Below are 19144 nucleotides of genomic sequence, written 5' to 3' on the forward strand. Positions count from 1 at the left end.
ACCGCAGAGAGGTGACGCCGGTCATGACCGACGGTGGACGGGTCGCGCCATCGCTGCTTCCGGGCGGCGAGGGCCGACCGTTGTCGGACGTGACGGTCCTGGAACTCGGGCACATCATCGCGGGCCCGTTCTGCTCGATGATCCTCGCCGACCTCGGCGCGGAAGTCATCAAGGTCGAATCACCGGGGGGCGGTGACGCCGTCCGCGACTCGAGTCCGATCGGGAACAGCTCGTTCAACTACGTGAACCGGAACAAGCTCAGTGTCACGCTCGACCTGAAGTCCGACGACGGCACGGCCATCTTCGAAGAACTCGTCGCGAACGCCGACGTGCTGGTCGAGAACTTCGCGGCCGGGACCGCCGACCGCCTCGGCGTCGGCTACGACGACCTCAAGACGGTCAACGAGGAACTGGTCTACTGCTCGATCAAGGGGTTCAACCAGGGCCCCTACGAGCGGTTCCCGGCGCTCGATCCGGTCGCCGAAGCGCTCTCGGGCGTCATGAGCGTGACCGGCCATCCCGGCCAGCCGCCCGTCCGGTCGGGAACGAGCCTGTCCGACATGGTGGCGTCGCTTTACGCCGCCGTGACGGTTCTCGGTGCCATCCGTCAGCGCCAAGAGACCGGCACCGGCCAGCACCTCACCGTCCCGCTGTTCGAGAGCACGGTCGCACTCATGGGGTACTGGCTCGCGTACACACAGGCGTACGACGACGTCCCCGAGCCGATGGGCGCGAGCCACCCCGGCTGGGCCCCGTACGACGTGTTCCGGTCTGGCGACGACGAGTGGGTGTTCATCGGGCCGTCTTCGGACCGGCAGTGGCGGCAGTTCTGTGACGCCCTCGGCCTCGACATCGGCGACGACGAGCGGTTCGCGGAACTCGAGAACCGCCTGGAGAACCGCACGGAACTCCACGCCATCGTCGAGGCGACCTGCGAGGAGTACACGCGTGACGAGCTCGTCAGGCGTCTGCAGGACGCGGGCGTTCCGGTCGCCCCGGTGAACGACATGGGTGACGTCCGGGACGACCCCCACCTCGAGGCGACGGACGCACTCGCCGAAGTCGAAGCCACCGAGGGCGACGGTGGCCGCGTCCGGACCCCGCGATTCCCGGCGCGCTCGACGGGGTTCGACCGGGTCGAGTCGACGGACCCGCCGTCGCTCGGTGAGGACACCACCCCCGTCCTCGAGGCGCTCGGCTACGACGAGGGCGAGATCGACCGGTTCCGAGAGGCGGGCGTGCTGTGAAGCTCCTCGACCTCACGCTGCGCGAGGGCGAACAACGCCCGGGCGTCGAGTACACCGTCGACGAGAAGGTCGAGGCCGTCCGAGAACTCGACGCGCTCGGCGTCGACTTCGTCCAGATCGGGTTCCCCGTCGCGGACGACCGCACCAGGCGCATCTGCGAGCGCGTGGACCTCGAGGCGAAGACCACCGGCATCGCACGGGCGATTCCGAGCGATGTCGATGCGGCCATCGACGCCGACGTCGACGTGGTCACCGTGTTCGCGCCGACGAGCACGCGTCACCTCGAGCACGTCCTCGGGAGCCCCCGCGAGGCCATGCTCGAGTCCGTCGTCGACGCCACCGACCGCGCCCGCGCGCATGGCCTCGAGGTCCACTTCGACGCGATGGACGGCTTCCGCACCGAGCCATCCGTGCTCGACGAGACCTTCGACGCCATCGACGCCGAGTACTACACCATCGCGGACACTGTCGGGAGTCGCACGCCAGCCGGCGTCGTCGACCACCTCGAATCGCTCTCGACCGACCGCTCACGTGTCGGCGTCCACTTCCACGACGACCTCGGCGTCAGCGTGGCGAACACGCTCGCGGCGGCACGGCTCGGCGTCGCGAAGGCCGACGTCTCGGTCGGCGGCATCGGCGAGCGCGCCGGGAACGCCTCGCTGGAGGAGGTCGTTGCCGGCATCGCGGTCGGCGAGGAACCGGCGGAGACCCACGTCGACGAAGCCGAACTCCTGCCACGGGCGACGGCAGTCCTCGACGCGCTCGGCGAGTCCGTCGAGCCGTCGAAACCACTGCTCGGTGACGAGGTGTTCGCACACGAATCCGGCTTACACACGGCCGCGATGCTCGAGGACCCGGGCACGTTCGAGCCGTTCGACCCCGCGCGCTTCGGCGGACGCCGACGCTTGCTGTTCGGCTCGTCGACCGGGAACGGGGCCGCGCGCCGACTCCTCGAACGCGCTCAGAGAGAACCAACGGAAGACCGCATCCACACGCTCCTCGAGGAACTCGACGCACCAGCGGACGAACTCTCGCTCGAGGACGCCATCGCTCTCGCCCGTCGAATCGACTGACTCCACGCTGTTCGGTCGGCGTCGCCCCCGCCTCCCGAGGCAGTCGGTCAGTGTCCGTCGGTCAGTGTCCGTCGGTCGGTGTCCGTCGGTCGGTGTCCGTCGGTATCCACTGAGTGCGGTCCGCAGTCGTCTGTGAGTGGCGCTTCGAGTTCCTGACGAGCGAGCCACGCTGGACACCACCCCGACACGAGCACCGGCGACACGCCGACGTGCGCCGAACAGACACCTCAACGCATCAACACATTTGACATTGGCCTGTGCGTTGAAAATGTTTTATAATCAACTATTATCGATACTACGCTGACGATGAATCGGAATAGCCCCCGGCGAGGGTGCGCGAGCACCCGACGGCGAAGCACTGCTCGCCCACACACCGATGGTGACCCAGTGTAACACCGCGCACAGACCGTCCGTCGAACGGTGGCGGTCCCGAACCCGATGTGACCAGTCACGACCCGTGACTGGAGGCTTCCGATGACTCGCGTGCGCTGTCGGACCAGCGTCGTCGTGCTCTGTTGTCTGGTTGTCGTCGCCGGGGGACTGGCCGGTTTCGCCGCGGCGCGGAGTGACAGTATCCACACCACGGCCGACGGCGAGGCGGCGGCGGTCGAGGCGACCGACGCCCCCACGATAACCACGAGCCCTGCCTCACCGGAACTCGGCACTGAAGTACAGTTCACCCTGTCGGGCGCGAGTCCGAACGCCGAATCGTACGAGTGGGAGTTCGGCGATGGGACAGCCGCGACCGGTCCGCAGGTCAATCACGTGTACGTCGAGCCGGGGACGTACACGGTCACGGTAACGACGGCGGACGACAGCGGCGCGCGAATCGACCAGTACACGACGGAGGTTACGGTCGAACGTGCGTTCGCGAACGTCACCTCAGTCGAGGACGGGCAAACGGTTCGCGTCCCCGAGTTGGGGTTCCCACCCGAGCCGCGGCTCGACGTGTATCAGCTCGAGGTCGAGGCCGGCCAGGCAATCGCGATGACCGTCAGTGGCTTCGGTGGAACGGTGCGGTTACACTCGCCCGACATCGAACGACTCGACCGCCTCGAACTGAACATCAACCTCGGCTCACTCGGCACGCTGATGGGGACGACTGCCGAGGAGACCGGAACGTACTACATCGCAGTCGAGCCTGCGCTCGACGGAAGCGTCTTCTTCGAACCCACGCTCATCGACCCGGATCCGTTCGAACCGAACCAGGAACGAACCACGGCCGAAGAAATCAGCGTGAACAGCCCCATCGAGGGAACGGTCACGGAAGCCGACAGGGATGACTGGTTCGTCGTCGACGCCGGCGAGGGGAACCTCAACGCGACGGCCGAGTTGACGCTCCGACCGACGAACCAGAACGACATCGCCGTCGAACTCTACGACGCCGATGGGACGCAACTCGGCGAGTACAGTACGGCGTACGACGACATCACGACGAAGAGTCGATCGAGTGCCGTCGATATCCAGTATCGTCCTCGGGCCGAACAGTGGGTCGAAGATGCGCCTGCGGGGGTCTACTACGTCCGAGTCCGGTGGCTCGACACCGACTCGTTCCGTGATGGGCCGAGTTCGTACGAACTCCGGGTGAACGGGACCGAGCCGGCGGACCAGCCGGTCCGGATCGACGTCTCGTCCTCGACGGCGACGGTCGGAACCGAACTCGAGTTCAGTGCGCAGAACGACGCTGACATCGAGTCGTACGAGTGGGAGTTCGGTGACGGCGGCGCTTCGGACCGTCCACGCGTCAGGTACGCCTATCTCGAGCCGGGCAGCTACACGGTTACGCTGACTGCAGCAGACGAAGACGGCACGGTCACCGAGACGACGACCGAGGTCACAGTCGAACGCGACTTCGCTGACGCCGCGCGGATCGAACCGGGAGAGACGGTGAGCGTTCCGGACCCCGAAGATTCGTTCAACCGAAGCGTCGACGTGTACCGTTTCGACGTCGAGGCAGGCCAGGCAATCGCCATCGATGCCAACGGGTTCGGCGGAGAGTTGCGACTGTACTCGCCCGACGCCGAGACGCTCGACCGTCTCGAATTCAACATCGACATCAACTCGTTCGGTACGCTCGTGGGGACGACTGCCGACGAATCGGGGACCTACTACATCGCGACCACTCGGTCGGCCGCCGGGCCGACCTCGTTCAGCGTCGCGTTGAAAGAGTCGGACCCGTTCGAGCCGAACCAGGGTCAGTCAACCGCGGCGACGATCGAGCCGAACAGCCGGCTCGACGGGACAGTCACGGAAACCGACCCCGAAGACTGGTTCGTTCTCGAGGCTGGTGAGGGCGACCTCAACGCCACAGCCAGGCTCACGCTCTCACAGATCAATCAGAACGACATCGCCGTCGAGCTATACAACGAGGATGGGCACACCATCGGAGCGTTCGGCACTGCGGGTGGATTCTCCCCGAGAAATCGGACGTTCGCCGAAGAGATCAGAGGGGTCTATCAGGCCACGCAAACAGCGACTATCGACACGCCCGGGACCTACTACGTCCGTGTTCGCTGGGTCGACTCGGACGAGTACCGGGATGGGCCGAGTCCGTACGAACTGGCGGTGAACGCCACGGTGGAAGACGTCGCCGGTCCGGCGAATTTCACCGTCTCGAACCTCCAGGCACCCCATACTGCAGTGCGGGCCACACAGATCGAGATTGCGGCAGACGTCACCAACGTCGGTGAACGGACGGGAACGCAGACCGTCGAGTTACGAGTCGACAACCAGGACGACGGCTCGCTCGAATCCGACGAACCGCTCGCACAGCAGGACGTCACGCTCGACCCGGGCGAAACCCGGACGGTGACGTTCACTGACGTCGATACGCGGGACCTCGGTAGTGTCGGTGAGGAGACCGAGTTCGGTGTCTTCTCGGCGAACGAGAGCGTGACCGGCCGGATTACCATCGAGGCACAGCCGACTGCCCCCGCAGACTTCCAGGTCTCGGCACTGGAAGCACCGCGTCGCGCCACAGCGGGTGATCGGGTCGAGGTCTCTGCACTCGTGACGAACGCCGGGGAGTCCGACGGGACACAGGCTGTCGACTTCCGTCTCGACCAGAACGGAAACGGCATGCTCGAGGACGGTGAGACGCGCCGCTCCGAGCAAGTCACGCTCGCTCCCGACGAGGACACGACCGTCACGTTCGACGTCGACACTGGCAGTCTCACACCGGGACCGTACACACACGGCGTCGCCACGGCGGACGATACGGACACCACGACCATCACGATCGAGTCTGCGGAGACGAACCAGCCACCGACCGCAGACGCCGGGGATGACCGAACGGTCGACGAGGGCACGACTGTCGAACTCAACGCGAGCGGCTCGACTGACCCCGACGGAGAAATCGTCACCCACGAATGGACGCAGACGGCTGGGCCGTCGGTCGAACTCTCCAGCGAGTTCGCGGACCGGCCGACGTTCACCGCACCCGCGGTCGACGCGGAAACGACCCTGACCTTCGAGGTGCAGGCTCGTGACGGAAACGGCGGCACCGACACCGATTCGGTCACCGTCACCGTCACCCCGACGAACGACCCACCGACTGCCGATGCTGGCGACGACCAGACCGCCGACGCAGCGCTGACCGTCGAACTCGACGCGAGCGACTCGACCGATCCGAACGGTGACGAACTGTCGTACGCCTGGCGACAGGTCGCCGGGGCCGGAGTCACGCTCTCCGATGCGGACACGGCGACACCCTCGTTCACTGCCCCGACGGGTGACTCTCGACTCGTCCTCGTCTTCGAGGTCGAGGTCGACGATGGGTCTCGGACCGACACGGACACGGTCGAGGTCACCGTCGAGCCGGCCTCCGAGGGGACGGCGTTCTTCAGTGTGACCGACCTCGACGTTCCGGACGAGGCGACGCAGGGCGAGGAGCTGACCCTCTCGGGGACGGTGACCAACACTGGCGACGCCGAAGGAACACAGACCGTCGAAGCGCGTGTCGACCGCGACAACGACGGGACCTTCGAGACGATTCAGTCCGAGACGTTCACGCTCGCGAGCGGCGAGAGCAGACAGTTCACGTCCACGCTGACGGTCCCGGACGACCTGGGGCCTGGAACGTACACGGGCGGCCTGTTCACCGACGAGAGCGAGCGGACGGACTCGATCGAAATCGTGTCGGCGACGCCGGAGCAACCGGAGCAAGAGCGGTACACGCGCGACGAGATCTCTCAGGCGAAGTACGGCGAGGACTTCGACGAACTGAGCACGGAGACGGCACGGCAGGTCGAAGAACTGTCCCTCCGTCAGCCGTTCGCCGACGGTGACGGCCCAGTGGACGTCAAGACGCGTGAGGAACTCGCGAACGACCGGTACGGTGAGGATTTCGACGACCTCAGCCGGGAGACGACGATCGAACTGCAGGCCGAGTTCGACGCGCAGTTCGGTGACGCGGGTGCCGACGCCGAGTACACGCGCGACGAAATCGCCCAGGCGAAGTACGGCGACGACTTCGACGAGTTGAGTACGGAGACAGCCGGCCAGGTCGAAGAGCTGTACAACCGCCAGCCGTTCGCGGGTGACCGAACACCGAGCGAGGTGCGAACGCGCGAGGAGATCGCTGAGGCGAACTACGGTGCCGAACTGGGCGACCTCAGCCGTGAATCCCGGCTCGCAGTCGAGCAGGCGTACCACGAGCAGTTTGCGGAGATGGAGGACGGAGCATAAGTGGTAAACTATCCCGCCCTACTCGCTCCCTCCCGCCTTGCGGCGGTCGGTTACTCCTTGAGGACGGGGGCTTTACCGAAACGACATTGTGCCCCGCGACCCCATGCGTGGACGCGGCCCGACTTCCTCTTCCCGTCTTGCCGTCGGCGTGGGCGCATTGGTGATGCCTCCCACTCCGACCGACGGCGAGGATTGTCCCGTCGATTTACTTCCCGGTATCCTCACGCTCTACCCCAAGACGGGGACGGAGTCGAACCGTTCGCGGTCGTCGTTCCCGAGTGCAGGGTGCGTTGGAATCGCACCACAGGAGCCAGTTTACTGGTGGCTCCTACCGACCTCGGCTTGTGCGAGGACGGCAGTAACTCGGGGTACAAAGTCAACCAAATTAATACCTTGTGAACGGGCTTCCTCTCCTCCCTACTCGCGTCTCCGACGCTCGTTGAGGAAGGAGGCTCCGCGCTACCGCGTGCTGAACTGCTGGATCGGCAACGAAGAGCGAACACTCATCTGAACACACGTTCGAGATCATCCTCGTCGTAATTGACCAAGAGTCGGTCCTCGTCTTTGAATGTCCGGAGGACGATATTCGTGGTGGAGTTTTCGATCCCCTCCGTCTGGATGATTCGCTCCATGAGTCGTTGGAGGTGTTCGTGATCTTGAACGCGGGAGATTACGTAAAAAGACATCTCCCCGAGCATGAAGAACACGCGCTGGACGCCTGAGTACGCCGCGAGCTTCTCGGCGACTTCCTCATAACCAGGGCCGTTGTAGTCCGCGTTGATCTCGGTGATCGCCATGAGGCCCAGGCCGAGCGCCTGTGGGTCGAGTTGCGTGACTTTTCCAGTGATGATGCCTTGCTTTCGGTACTTCTCCATCCGGTAGTAGATGGTCGATGTGCTCACGTCTAGTTCGTCACTCAATTCGTCGACGTCCACGTCAGTATCCTCGTCCAGTCGCCGTAACAGCTGAAAATCCACCTCGTCGAGGTCGACCTTTGTCATCAAGGAGACCATGGGTCGCGATAAGTTAATAGATTGGTCTCGTCCCAAACGTTGGATAACAAATCTGGAATCGTTCCAACCCTCTCCGGATGGGGGTCACTGAACCGTGAGGTCTGCGTCGACTGTCGGGCGGTCCGTACGCATCGGATTCCGCGCGCGCTCGGCGTCAACCACGCCCGGATCGAGCGTGACCGAGACCCGACCGGGTGCGTCGCCCATCTTCACAACAGTCGCTCCATCGGGTTCGATGACAGTGCTCTGTCCGCAGAAGCTGTTGCCCGCTTCCAGTCCGGCACGGTTACAACCGACGACGTACGCGCCCTGTTCGACCGCCCGTGCTGGGAGAAGGGTATGCCAGTCGCGTTCCATGCGGACCGTCCATGCGGAGAGGTTGACCACTACGTCACACTCTGCCCGAGCGAGGGCAGCGCTAGCCGCGGGGAAATTCAGGTCGTAGCAGACCTGGATCCCGACGCGGCCGAAGGGCGCGTCGACGGCGACGTACGTTTCCCCTGGCGTGAAGGCGGTTCGTTCGTCCCCCCAGAGGTGTCGCTTGTCGTACTGTGCACGGACGGCACCGTCCGAGTCGAGCCAGACTGCAGCGTTCGAGACCCCCTCACAGCTCCGGACCGGCATTCCGAACAGGACGTGGCTCTCGGCATCTGCGGCCGCTGCCCCGAGTACGTCGGTCGTCGGGCCAGGAACCGGTTCTGCCACGTCGTCCAGCGCATCGAACACGTGGTAGCCTGTCGTGGCGAGTTCGGGGAACACGATCAACTCTGCCTCGGAGGACGCGACTGCGTCGGCCATCCGCTCAACTGGGTCGTCGTCATCGTCGGTTTCGAGCCGACTGTCGAACTGGACGACGTCGACGGCAAAGCGGTTCATCTGCCCTCGAACTCCGGTTCGCGGTCCTCTCGGAACGCCGCGACGGCCTCCGTATGGTCATGCGTCTGCGAACAGATACGCTGGGCGCGCGTCGCGTCGTCCAGCGCTCGATCGAGGTCAACGTCGAAGCTGTCGTTGATCAGGTGCTTGCTCTGGGCGAGCGCGATGGGTGGCCTGTTAGCCAGTTCTGAGGCGAACTCCTCGGCAGCGTCGAGGAGGCGATCGGGCGACACGTGCTCACGGGCGAGGTCCCAGTCGACGATCTCCGCCCCGGCGAGCCGCCGCCCAGTGAAGATGAGTTCCTTCGCCCGTGCCTCGCCGATCAACCGGGGAAGGAGGAACGCGCCACCGTCTCCCGGAACGAACCCAACGTCGATGAATGTCTCCCCGAGGACGGCCTCGTCGCTCACGACACGGAAATCACAGGCGAGAGCAGTGTCGGAACCCGCGCCCAGGGCGTATCCGTTCACGGCCGCAACGACGGGCGTCCCGATACTCCGGATGGTTCGGACAACGTCCTGAAAGAGCCCGAGGCCCGTCTCGTACTCGACGAACTCCATCTCCGGGCGAAGTGGCATGTCGTTCAGATCGACGCCGGCACAGAACGCGTCGCCGGCGCCCGTAAGAACGATGGCTCGGACCGCCTCGTGGTCATCCAGGCGCTCGAATGTCTCGACTGCGACACGCAAGAGGGCCTCGTTGTAGGCGTTCATCGCGTCGGGACGATCGTACGTGACGCGAGCGATGTGTTCGCCCGTGGCCTCGACTCTGATCGGGCCGTCGGTCTCGACACCGATATCGAACGCTGTGTCAGTCATCGGAATCACCGGGAGATGGAACCGAAGCGATATCACTTGATTGTCTCTCTTCCCCGGAGACGGTGATTGCGGCGTCGATGATTTCGACGCCCGTCGCGTCGGCGAAGACGGGATTCAGATCGAGTTCCGACACCGACGGGTGTGCCTCGACGAACCGGGAGACATCGATGAGAAGGTCGACGACCGCATCTCGGTCCACAGGTGGCTCCCCACGAGCACCATCGAGCAACTCTTGAGCATCAATGTCGTCGAGCATGGCGCGCGCATCCGCTTCGGTCAGTGGGAGTGCACGAAAGGCGACGTCTTCGAGTATCTCGACAAACACGCCACCGAGGCCACACATGACGACCGGCCCGAACTGTGGGTCGTCGACTACGCCAATGATGAGTTCGACGCCGGTCTCCCGCATCGGAGACACGAGCACCCCGTCGAGGCTGGCTGTCGGGTCGAACGCGCGAACTGCGGCTATGAGGTCGTCGTAGACGTTGCCCGCACGGTCCGGGTCGACGTCGAGGGCGACACCCCCCGCGTCGGACTTGTGGACGATGTCTGGGGTTACGATCTTTAGTGCGACCGGCCCGTCAAAGTCGGCCGCTGCTGATACGGCTTCGTCAGGATTGGTCACGAACTCGAACGGTGTAACCGGGAGCCCACTTGCCGCGAGGGCACGCTTCGATTCGAGCTCCGAGAGCTGGCTCCGACCCTCGGAGATGGAACCGTCGGCTGGATCTGGTGCAGGGTCGTGGGCGAGGCGAAAATCACTGCTTTCGGCCAGCGCCCGGGAACGAGCACCGTACGTCGACACGGCCGCCAGGGTCGCACTGGCGACGTCGAGCGACTCGAGGACCGGGACCCCCCGCTCTCGGAGGACGGCATGCGGCGCCGTGTCGAACCCTTCGTAGGCGCTTTGGACGACGATTGGCGTCTCGTAGTCGGCCACGAGGTTGGCTAGCTCCGTCGCGGCCTCCACCTCGACGTCTGTGTACTGCTCGGCGAACCGGATCCCGTATCCACCGAAGAGGCCGGTCAGCAAGAGCGCATCCACATTAGGATCAGCTAAGATCGCCGCAGCGCAGTCAACGAACACGGACTGGTCCTCGTCGGTCCCCCCTGCAACGTCAACCGGGTTGACCACACTTGCAGCGTCCGGGAGGCTCTCGCGGAGGCGAGCCTGCGTGGACTCACTGAGGCGTGGGACCGACAGTCCACGCTCGGCGAGGGCGTCGGCCGCGAGCGTCGCGTGACCACCCCCATCAGCGAGGACGCCGACGTTCAAGCCGTCCGGGCGGGGGAGTGACGCCAGCGCGTTCGCGACGTTCAGTAGTTCGTCGGAGCGGTCCACGCTGACAACTCCTGCCTGTTCGAGGACAGAGTCGGTCACAGCCGCGTCACCGGCGAGCGAACCGGTGTGAGACGACGCCGAGCGCTTCCCGACCACAGACCGGCCGCTCTTGAGGACGACGACTGGCGTCTCGGTGACGACCTCTCGGGCCTGTTGTAAGAACGCGCGCCCGTCGCTCAATCCTTCGACGTAACAGACGATCACCTCGGTCTCGGGGTCGGCGTTGAGATACGGAAGATACTCGTGGAACTGCAGATCGGCTTCGTTGCCGACGCCGACGTAGTGGCTGAACCCAACACCGTCGCGCGTCGCGGCCTCAGTGAACAGCGATATCGCCATATTCCCGCTCTGACAGAGTAACGCGAGGCCGCCTTCAGGGACTGTGTCCGTTCCGACGAGATTCAGGCCCCGGTGGACGTTGATCATCCCGGAGGTGTTCGGGCCAATCAGTCTAATGCCCTGTTCGCGGGCGAGCGAGACGATTTCGTCCTCAAGCGACTGTCCCTCCTCGCCCATCTCGCCGAACCCGACTGCAACGACAACCGCGCCAGCGAGGTCGGTTCCCTCGCAATCTTCGAGCACGCTTGGGACGACTTCAGCGGGCGTGACGATGAGCGCAAGATCGACGCGCTCGGGGATCGCAGAGACAGTCGGATAGACCCGCAAGCCTCTGATTTCGTCGGCATGTGGGTTAACCGGATAGATCTCACCGTCGTAGCCGCCCTCGTGGAGAGTTTCGATGGCCTGATAGCCCCGTTTGGTCTCGTCGGTCGAGGCACCGACCACCGCGACCACGTCGGGGTCCATGATGCGGTCGATATCTGTTGTGTCGACCGACACACTCACTCCCCCTCGAACGACGGATCTCGTCCCTCGGCGAACGCGTCGACCCCTTCCTGCCAGTCGTCAGTCGCCATGCAGGCCAGCAGGGCCTCAGCCTCGGCGGTCAGCATGTCGTCGCGTGTGGCCGTCCCGACTCGGCCGAACTGCTTTTTGGCGAACTCCATCGGGATAGGCGCGTGCTGCACGAGGGTTTCGGTTAACTCCCTTACGGCTCCCTCCAACTCGGAGGCCGGATGAGCGCTGGTGGCAACACCCTCCTCTGCGGCCTCGTCTCCGGTGAGCGTGGCCGCCGAGAGGATGAGTTCTTTCGCCCGGGCTGCTCCCACGCGCTGGCTGAGGGTGTACGAGACACCCCCGCCCACGTACGTGCCGACCCCGACCTCGGGGAACCGAAATTCGGCGTCATCCGCTGCCAGAACGAAATCCGCGCTGAGTGCCAACTCTGCGCCAGCACCAATCGCGTACCCGTCCACCTTCGCGACGACAGGTTGGGGGTGTGTCTGAACCGCTCTACAGGTGTTCTGTGCAGCCCAAACGTAGTCACGCCGCTCTTTTGGAGTGCGACGCGTCTCGTCGTGCTGCTGCATGTCTGCGCCGGCACAGAAGGCGCGGCCCTCCCCTTCGAGAACGACCACCCGGGCATCCTCGCTGGCTGCACGGTCGAGCCCTTCCCGAACGCCCTCGTACAGCGCTGGGGTCACGGCGTTGAGGCTGTCCGGCCGGTTCAATCGGATGGAGGAGACAGCCCCGTCTCGGTGGTAGATGGTCGGGGGGTCTCTTGTGGTGTCTTTCTGGTTCATGTGCGAACTGCTACCTAAGCTCTCAGGGGCAATCCACATAAATTTTATCTCGATACAAATTTAGGGGCTATAATTAGCAAAAAGTTTGAATTAGAGTCTACAATCTGCGAAAGATTATTATGGCAGTCTGTAGAACAGTAGCATGCCAATGTCGAACATAGACATGCGCAAACGACGTAACGTGCTGAAAGCGGCCGGCGTGGGGATGGTGACGGCCCTCGCAGGCTGCACTGGCGGCGGTGGCTCCGGGTCGGGGTCAAGCGGAAACGCGGGGTCGGGAACGGAGTCCAGTTCCGGTTCGACGTCGACGAGTCAGTCAGGATCAGGTTCGGAATCGAGTGGCGGTGGGACGCTTCGGTTCCTCGGGTTCGGCGGGAACACACAGAAGTCCCAGATGTCTGTCTTTGAGGGGTGGAGCCAGGAGACCGGAGCGACAGTGAAGGGGACGTCCGCAGGTGGCACGACGGAGATGATCTCGCTCATCAAGCAGAATCCTGGCTCTTTCGACATCGTCGCATTGAACGATACCGGGATGGCGCGCGCACAACAGGAGGGGGTGATCGAGCCACTCGATCTCTCGAAGGTGCCGAACTACGAGAAGAACATCAAAGAGTCCGCCCGGTCGCTCTCGTTCAACATGAACGGCGACGAGACGATGGGGCTCATTCGTGAGAACGGTGCCACGGGCTTCGCGTACAACACAGAGAAAGTCGATGGGGAACTGAACTCCTGGGACGCACTGCTCGATTCGAAGTACGAAGGGAAGGTGTCGCTCATCGACCGGACGATCGACCGCCTGTCGAACAGCGCGGCGGCAGCGGGACTCAACATCAACGAGGTGCCGGATAACCAGTCGAAGACCGATCAGATGTTCGAGCGGGCCGAAAAGGAGAACCAGAACGTCTTCTCGTACTGGGGAGACGGCGCCACATCGATCCGTTACCTTCGCCAGGAGAACGCCTGGATATGTGAAGCGTGGGGCGGCCGCGTGCTCGCACTGCAAGAAGAAGGCTACGACCACATCGAGTACGTCATTCCGAAAGAGGGGGCAATGGGCTGGGCCGACAACCTCGCGGTCGTCAAGGGGTCCGAGAGCCGCGAGTTGGCCCACGAGCTGCTGAACTACACCTACAAGCGGGAGAACCTGCTCACTCTCTCGGATGACATGAACTACACCGTGCAGGTGAAGAACCCTCCGAGTGAGATGCAGCAGCTGCCCGACTACGCACCGGCAGAAGACCTCGCCTTCCGCAACTGGGAGAAAGTCCTCCCGAAACAGGACGTGTGGACTCAGCGACTGGACAAAATCAAACAGAGTTGAGATTGATGCTCGAAGTCAGGGGTTTCACGAAATACTACGGCGATCTCTGTGCAGTCGAGGACCTCTCGTTCCACATCGAGGAAGGGGAGTTCGTTACGTTACTGGGTCCCTCCGGCTGCGGCAAATCGACGACGTTGCACGCGATTGCCGGGCTTGTTGAGCCGACGGAGGGGAATATCTATCTTCGTGGCGACGACGTGACCGACCTCCCACCCGAAAAGCGGAACATCGGGATGGCGTTTCAGTCTACTGCCCTGTTTCCGCACATGACCGTTCGCGAGAACATCGCTTACGGGTTGAAAATGCACGGCTACGCGAAGGCCGACGTGACCGACCGTGTCGAGGAGTCACTCGAACTCGTCGACATGCCTGAACATGGCCAGCACAAGCCGGGTGAGCTCTCCGGTGGCCAGCAACAGCGCGTCTCTCTGGCCCGTGCCCTGGCGTACGAGCCCGACATTCTCCTGTTGGACGAACCACTCACGGGGCTCGACCGCGTCCTCCGTGACGAGATGCGTGGCTGGCTCAACCGGATTCAGCGCGAAGTTGGTGTCACGACGCTCTACGTCACGCACGATCAAGAGGACGCACTGTCGATGTCCGACACGGTCGTCGTCCTCAACGACGGCCGCGACCAACAGATCGACAGCCCCGAACGTATCTACGAGTCACCTACTAACCCGTTCGTCGCGGAGTTCGTCGGCAAGTCCACGCAGTTTACCGGAGAAGTCACCCACGAGAACGGCCAGGCCGTTGTTTACAATCAAGACAAACGGATCGAGTTGGACGGAGCGCAGTTTGCTGACGGCACCGCAGTTTCACTGTACGTTCGCCCCGAAGACATCGAAGTAAGCCACGAGGCAGTCGAGACGCAGAACGAACTCCGTGGGACGGTCACTGACGTCGCAAATCTCGGTAACCGTGCCGAGGTGTCAGTCGAACTCGGCACTGGTTCGACTGCACTCGCACATACGAATCGATTCCCTGACTTCTCAGTTGGCGATGAGGTGTACGTCCGATTCGACTCCCGACAGGTGATCGTTCTATGAGCGTTCAGCGGTCGGGTCTGAACGGACTCACGCACCTGATCGGCGATCGTCTTGAAGGCCGCGTTTCTAACCGCCATCTCGCAGGGTTCGGCGTCGGATTCGTCGGGCTTTTCTTTATCGTCCCAATCGCTCTGTTGGTCCCTGAGAGCCTTCACCTCGGGAGTGCGACGCCGTTCGAGTCCTATCGGCGGGTGACGAACGGCATCTACGTGAACGCGTTCGTCCGTTCGTTCCTGTACGGAGCGCTCACGACTGTCGTGACGCTCGCGCTGGCGTACCTGCTGTCGTACTTTCTCGTGTTCTCGTCCGACCGAGTCCGTCTCGGAATGACGCTCATCGTCGTTCCCCTCTGGATCGCGTACATCGTGCGGTACTTCGGGATTTTGCTGTTCTTGTCACCGGCCGGTCCGTTCGCCGATTTGACCGGGATCGAACCGGAGCTGCTCTTTACGACGCCTGCGGTGATCATCGGGCTCGCGAACGTCTACCTTCCGTTCGCGGTGTTGCCGATATACAACTCGCTCAACGCCATCGACGGGGCATTGATCGACGCGTCTCGGGTCCTCGGTGCTGATAAGTGGCGAACCCTTGGCAAGGTGGTGTTCCCGCTCAGCCTTCCCGGACTGGTCGCAGCTGGGCTCATCGTCTTTATTCTTGCAGCCGGCTCGTTCCTCGGGCCAGCCGTCCTCGGTGGCCCGAAGCAGACGATGATCGCGAACGTCATCGCCCAGTCGTTCCTGGAGAACTTCAATATCCAGTTCGCATCGGCACTCGCCGTCGTATACACCGTCTTGCTGGTTGGGCTCCTCTTGGTGTTCAATACAGTCTTCGACCTTCAGGAGGTGCTCGGGAACATATGACTCAGACCACGACGGCTCGACTCGAAGGTCTCACGCTCCGCGTGATGGTCACGGTCGTGTTCGGGTTCTTGCTCCTCCCAGTCGTGATCGTCGTCCTGACGTCGTTCACGACACAGAGTTTCCCAGCCATCCCGCAGGAGGGAGTCTCGCTCACGTGGTACGCCGAACTGCTAGCAGACCAGAAACTACTGGACGCGCTGACGGTGAGTCTCATCGTCGCGACTGCGTCTGCGGTCCTGTCGGCAATCGTCGGAACCATTGCCGCCGTCGGCTTCGTTCGAGGAGAGTTCCCTTACAAGGAACAGATCTCGACGGCTATGCTCTTACCGATCATCATTTCACCGGTCATTACCGGTATCGCGCTCGTTCGGTACTTCAGTACGGTCGGGCTCTCCTCGGGATATCCAGCACTCGTTCTTGGCCACACGGTGCTGTCGCTCCCGTACGTGTTCTTGTTGGTCCGTTCTGAGCTTCTGACCTTCGATCAGGACCTCGAACGGGCCTCGCGGATCCTCGGTGCCGACCCAGTAACGACCTTCAGGCATGTGACCGGGCCCATCATCTCTCCTGCGATTCTCGCCGGTGGCTTCATCGCGTTCGTTGTCTCCTTCGGGGAGTTCACCGCAACGCAGTTCCTTATCTCACCCGACACCAGTACCGTGCCGGTCGTCATCTACACGATGCTCAGGACGGGCCTGACGCCGACGATCAACGCCCTTTCGGTGGTTTTGATCGTCGTCATGCTCCTCCTCGCACTGAGTAGTCGGCAACTCTCTTCTTCGTGAGGCCCCCGCTTGGCCGATGTTGATTCATCGAACGGTGTGTCGGATCGCAGGCGGCATGTTACAGAGATACTCAATCGAACAGCTGTCATGCCCCCGACCGCGTGGGGCGAGAGGCGAGACCGCCTGTACGACCCCGAGTGCAGGTCACTACACGGCACGCTCGGCAGGAGTCTCCGCGATGCAGGCATCGATATCGCTCTCTACGACCTCACGACCCAAGCATAATCTGTGGAAATATCCGCGTTCTATGGGGCTGAACCACGCGCTGTATGGCGATTCACCAGCGCCCTTACGAGATCACTGTGACGACCACAGTGTCTCTATGCGTTGCTCTATTGCTGTGAGGACGGTGGAGTATACTTCGAGTGGATGGAGCGACGGGCGTTCGAGGTCGGTAATTTCGGTGGCAGACGGTGGCTTGTGGACATGCAATCGGGTGTTGTGCGCGTTCGGGTGCCGGTCCCAGCGACACTCCCAGCGTTCCCCGTCCTCGTGCTCTTCGACGTAGTGGACTGAGAAATCGCCAGTCGTGAACCATCGGATGTCGAGACGGACCGCTGTTACTGTGTCTGGATATCGTCCAGCGTCGAGCAGTCCACGAAGCAGTCGAGGTTCGTATGAATCCGGGTCGAACGCAGTCTCGGCGACGAGTGAATCGGACGACAGGTGTCGCTCCAGCAGGCGCAGCGTCTGTCTGTCCGCTGGCCCTGTCGAGCGCGGGGCCGAATCCTCCGGTGGCTGGCTCATTTAGGCCGGAATCAGATGCCCGTCATTCTGGGAGAGCTGGCGAGCAAGTTCGTACAGCCGGATATCTCGAATCACGCCCTGCCACTCGCTGATGGCGGTCATCCGCTCGTGAATGGTTTCGTGACTATCGTGATCGAACACGTTGACAGCCGTTGGGTCGGTCGTCTCGAACTGCGCTTCGTATTCCGTTCGCTGGGCTTCAAGCGCCTCCACGCGGTCGATGATTGCTTCGATAGAGAGCTCGGTTGCGATTCGACTGGCGTCCTGCCATTCGAGATACCCCTCGTTACGTTCGTATGTTGCTGGGCGACTGTCTCTCTCGGCTCGAGCGATGCCCATCTCTGCCAAGCGATCGAGGTGCTTTTTGGCGGCATTCGGAGAGCAGTCTGCAAGCTCAGCGATCTCGGTGTAGGCAGTCGGTGAGGTAACGCCGAGGACGACGTCGTAGACACGACCAAACGTGTCTGTCCCCGTCTGCCACCGGCGCTGCGTATCGTCGGACGTGGGGGTCGGATCGAACTCGGTCATATCTCTCTGTAGGCGGCTACTCTCAATATATCTTCTGATTTTTCAAATATATGCGCAACCGTGATGGGCTACCGAAACAGCAGACTCGCTCTCGCTCCCCGTCAGGGGCCCCGCTCGGGCCTATACATTGATTACGGCGGGTTTGATACGCTATTCAGCCGGTCGATGTCGTCGTCCTCGTAGGCTGCTCGCCACATCGCGTGGACAGCACGCGTCACGAGTGAGACCTCGGTCACCTCGATGCAGGACGGTACGGCGGCCGACGTTGCGGCCTCGGGTGGCGGATGGAAATGGGTCTCGGGAGAGTGTGTATTCGGGTGGCGATCGAAGCGCCAGTTGACGCCGTCGCTATCGACGTAGTGAAACGAATACATCCCGAGTTCGCTCCATTGGATATCGAGCCGAGCGCTGGCGGCGTCGCCAAGGCCGTCAGCGAGACTGATCTGCAGTTCCGTGGGGGCGACGACGTCATCGTACGCTGTTTCGTCGACTAACGGCTCGAGGTCGAGCCAGAGATCGCGAATCCGCTGGAGCGCCGGAAGATAAATTGGCCCGAACTCCCCGGCGCGGTCGTCATCGCTCATACAGCGAGCTGGTGGCTGGCCTCGTCGTAGGCGAGTGCGGCTTGGGCAACGGCGAGATTCTGTCGCGTTGTGCGCCACGCCGTAAGATCGTCCCACACCTCCGTCTCGTCGGCGTCGAGTTGCTGGGCAAGTTCCTCCGGTGACACCACGTCGTAGCGGTCCTCGTAGCGCCGGATATCGGCCTTCATCTCCTTGATGCCCTCGAGCAACTCCGTCCGAGTCGCTTCGTCGCGAAGTTCACGGATCCGGGACATCAGCACCCGGTCGCTGTTGCGACGATACAGCGTTGTTTGGCCGTCTGGTTCCGTTTCTGCGAACCCGGTGTTTACGAGCGCCTTGCAGTGACGCCGGGCCGTCGGCTCGCTCACCAGCGCTCGATCGGCGATCTCGGCTGCTGACTGCCCCTCGTGGGTTTGTTCGATGATCTCGTACACGCGCTCGAACGGTGTGGTGTCTGCTTTCCAGTCGGCTTTGACCTGCTCGTTGACGTCGTCCCACGTCTCGGTCATACTGGGAGGTACGGACTCTAACGTCAAATAATTTCTCAAGGAAAGCATTCTTTTCTAAACCGA

16 protein-coding genes are annotated in these 19144 nt (G+C 62.9%); 7 read left to right on the plus strand and 9 right to left on the minus strand.

The window, feature by feature from the left end:
* Positions 1–23 precede the first annotated feature (23 nt).
* The 3 genes from E6N53_RS16510 (at position 24) to E6N53_RS16520 (ending at position 7006) form a co-directional block, all read left to right on the plus strand.
* Positions 24–1247, plus strand: a complete 1224-nt coding sequence (locus tag E6N53_RS16510; protein ID WP_142860899.1) for a CaiB/BaiF CoA transferase family protein — start codon at positions 24–26, stop codon at positions 1245–1247.
* Positions 1244–2320, plus strand: a complete 1077-nt coding sequence (locus E6N53_RS16515) for a LeuA family protein (protein ID WP_142860611.1) — start codon at positions 1244–1246, stop codon at positions 2318–2320. The genes E6N53_RS16510 and E6N53_RS16515 overlap by 4 nt, the downstream gene beginning before the upstream one ends.
* A 474-nt stretch (positions 2321–2794) precedes the next feature.
* Positions 2795–7006, plus strand: a complete 4212-nt coding sequence (locus E6N53_RS16520) for a PKD domain-containing protein (protein ID WP_142860612.1) — start codon at positions 2795–2797, stop codon at positions 7004–7006.
* Between the two features lie 503 nt (positions 7007–7509).
* Here E6N53_RS16520 and E6N53_RS16525 read toward each other — a convergent pair.
* From E6N53_RS16525 to E6N53_RS16545, 5 genes are all read right to left on the minus strand, one after another.
* Positions 7510–8007 (minus strand): Lrp/AsnC family transcriptional regulator, encoded by a 498-nt coding sequence (locus tag E6N53_RS16525; RefSeq protein ID WP_142860613.1) that lies wholly within the window; start codon positions 8005–8007, stop codon positions 7510–7512.
* A 96-nt stretch (positions 8008–8103) separates the two neighbouring features.
* Positions 8104–8895, minus strand: a complete 792-nt coding sequence (locus E6N53_RS16530; protein WP_142860614.1) for a carbon-nitrogen hydrolase family protein — start codon at positions 8893–8895, stop codon at positions 8104–8106.
* Positions 8892–9713 (minus strand): enoyl-CoA hydratase/isomerase family protein, encoded by an 822-nt coding sequence (locus E6N53_RS16535; RefSeq protein WP_142860615.1) that lies wholly within the window; start codon positions 9711–9713, stop codon positions 8892–8894. The genes E6N53_RS16530 and E6N53_RS16535 overlap by 4 nt, the downstream gene beginning before the upstream one ends.
* Positions 9706–11850 (minus strand): acetate--CoA ligase family protein, encoded by a 2145-nt coding sequence (locus E6N53_RS16540; protein ID WP_201741173.1) that lies wholly within the window; start codon positions 11848–11850, stop codon positions 9706–9708. Before E6N53_RS16540 ends, E6N53_RS16535 begins: the two co-directional genes overlap by 8 nt.
* 47 nt (positions 11851–11897) lie before the next feature.
* Positions 11898–12698, minus strand: coding sequence for an enoyl-CoA hydratase/isomerase family protein (locus E6N53_RS16545; protein ID WP_142860617.1), 801 nt, complete (start codon positions 12696–12698; stop codon positions 11898–11900).
* 148 nt (positions 12699–12846) lie between these two features.
* Between E6N53_RS16545 and E6N53_RS16550 the strand changes: the two genes are divergently transcribed.
* Genes E6N53_RS16550 through E6N53_RS16565 form a run of 4 tightly spaced genes read left to right on the plus strand, consistent with a single transcriptional unit; the run spans position 12847 to position 16713 of the window.
* Positions 12847–14019 (plus strand): ABC transporter substrate-binding protein, encoded by a 1173-nt coding sequence (locus E6N53_RS16550; protein WP_201741174.1) that lies wholly within the window; start codon positions 12847–12849, stop codon positions 14017–14019.
* 5 nt (positions 14020–14024) lie between these two features.
* Positions 14025–15068, plus strand: coding sequence for an ABC transporter ATP-binding protein (locus E6N53_RS16555; protein WP_142860618.1), 1044 nt, complete (start codon positions 14025–14027; stop codon positions 15066–15068).
* Complete coding sequence (locus tag E6N53_RS16560; protein WP_142860619.1) at positions 15065–15928, plus strand: ABC transporter permease; 864 nt, start codon at positions 15065–15067, stop codon at positions 15926–15928. The genes E6N53_RS16555 and E6N53_RS16560 overlap by 4 nt, the downstream gene beginning before the upstream one ends.
* A 44-nt stretch (positions 15929–15972) precedes the next feature.
* Positions 15973–16713 carry an ABC transporter permease gene (locus E6N53_RS16565; RefSeq protein ID WP_201740223.1) on the plus strand — a complete coding sequence of 247 codons (741 nt, stop codon included), beginning with the start codon at positions 15973–15975 and terminating at the stop codon, positions 16711–16713.
* A 297-nt stretch (positions 16714–17010) separates the two neighbouring features.
* Here E6N53_RS16565 and E6N53_RS21660 read toward each other — a convergent pair whose 3' ends face one another.
* The 4 genes from E6N53_RS21660 to E6N53_RS16585 form a co-directional block, all read right to left on the minus strand.
* Positions 17011–17460: a toxin-antitoxin system TumE family protein gene (locus E6N53_RS21660; RefSeq protein ID WP_142860620.1), complete on the minus strand. Its 450-nt coding sequence runs from the start codon at positions 17458–17460 to the stop codon at positions 17011–17013.
* Positions 17461–17988 (minus strand): winged helix-turn-helix domain-containing protein, encoded by a 528-nt coding sequence (locus E6N53_RS16575; protein WP_142860621.1) that lies wholly within the window; start codon positions 17986–17988, stop codon positions 17461–17463. It lies immediately after the preceding gene.
* A gap of 131 nt (positions 17989–18119) precedes the next feature.
* Positions 18120–18572: a toxin-antitoxin system TumE family protein gene (locus E6N53_RS16580; RefSeq protein ID WP_142860622.1), complete on the minus strand. Its 453-nt coding sequence runs from the start codon at positions 18570–18572 to the stop codon at positions 18120–18122.
* Positions 18569–19081 carry a winged helix-turn-helix domain-containing protein gene (locus E6N53_RS16585; protein WP_142860623.1) on the minus strand — a complete coding sequence of 171 codons (513 nt, stop codon included), beginning with the start codon at positions 19079–19081 and terminating at the stop codon, positions 18569–18571. The genes E6N53_RS16580 and E6N53_RS16585 overlap by 4 nt, the downstream gene beginning before the upstream one ends.
* Between the last annotated feature and the right edge of the window lie 63 nt (positions 19082–19144).

It is taken from the genome of Salinigranum halophilum, from assembly GCF_007004735.1.
GTDB lineage: Archaea > Halobacteriota > Halobacteria > Halobacteriales > Haloferacaceae > Salinigranum > Salinigranum halophilum.

Excerpts from the sequence above, each read along its gene's own strand:
- E6N53_RS16510 (WP_142860899.1), top strand. The coding sequence starts at position 24 with ATGACCGACGGTGGACGGGTCGCGCCATCGCTGCTTCCGGGCGGCGAG.
- E6N53_RS16520 (WP_142860612.1), top strand. The coding sequence starts at position 2,795 with ATGACTCGCGTGCGCTGTCGGACCAGCGTCGTCGTGCTCTGTTGTCTG.
- E6N53_RS16525 (WP_142860613.1), bottom strand. The coding sequence starts at position 8,007 with ATGACAAAGGTCGACCTCGACGAGGTGGATTTTCAGCTGTTACGGCGA.
- E6N53_RS16530 (WP_142860614.1), bottom strand. The coding sequence starts at position 8,895 with ATGAACCGCTTTGCCGTCGACGTCGTCCAGTTCGACAGTCGGCTCGAA.
- E6N53_RS16535 (WP_142860615.1), bottom strand. The coding sequence starts at position 9,713 with ATGACTGACACAGCGTTCGATATCGGTGTCGAGACCGACGGCCCGATC.
- E6N53_RS16545 (WP_142860617.1), bottom strand. The coding sequence starts at position 12,698 with ATGAACCAGAAAGACACCACAAGAGACCCCCCGACCATCTACCACCGA.
- E6N53_RS16550 (WP_201741174.1), top strand. The coding sequence starts at position 12,847 with ATGTCGAACATAGACATGCGCAAACGACGTAACGTGCTGAAAGCGGCC.
- E6N53_RS16555 (WP_142860618.1), top strand. The coding sequence starts at position 14,025 with ATGCTCGAAGTCAGGGGTTTCACGAAATACTACGGCGATCTCTGTGCA.
- E6N53_RS16560 (WP_142860619.1), top strand. The coding sequence starts at position 15,065 with ATGAGCGTTCAGCGGTCGGGTCTGAACGGACTCACGCACCTGATCGGC.
- E6N53_RS16565 (WP_201740223.1), top strand. The coding sequence starts at position 15,973 with ATGGTCACGGTCGTGTTCGGGTTCTTGCTCCTCCCAGTCGTGATCGTC.
- E6N53_RS21660 (WP_142860620.1), bottom strand. The coding sequence starts at position 17,460 with ATGAGCCAGCCACCGGAGGATTCGGCCCCGCGCTCGACAGGGCCAGCG.
- E6N53_RS16575 (WP_142860621.1), bottom strand. The coding sequence starts at position 17,988 with ATGACCGAGTTCGATCCGACCCCCACGTCCGACGATACGCAGCGCCGG.
- E6N53_RS16580 (WP_142860622.1), bottom strand. The coding sequence starts at position 18,572 with ATGAGCGATGACGACCGCGCCGGGGAGTTCGGGCCAATTTATCTTCCG.
- E6N53_RS16585 (WP_142860623.1), bottom strand. The coding sequence starts at position 19,081 with ATGACCGAGACGTGGGACGACGTCAACGAGCAGGTCAAAGCCGACTGG.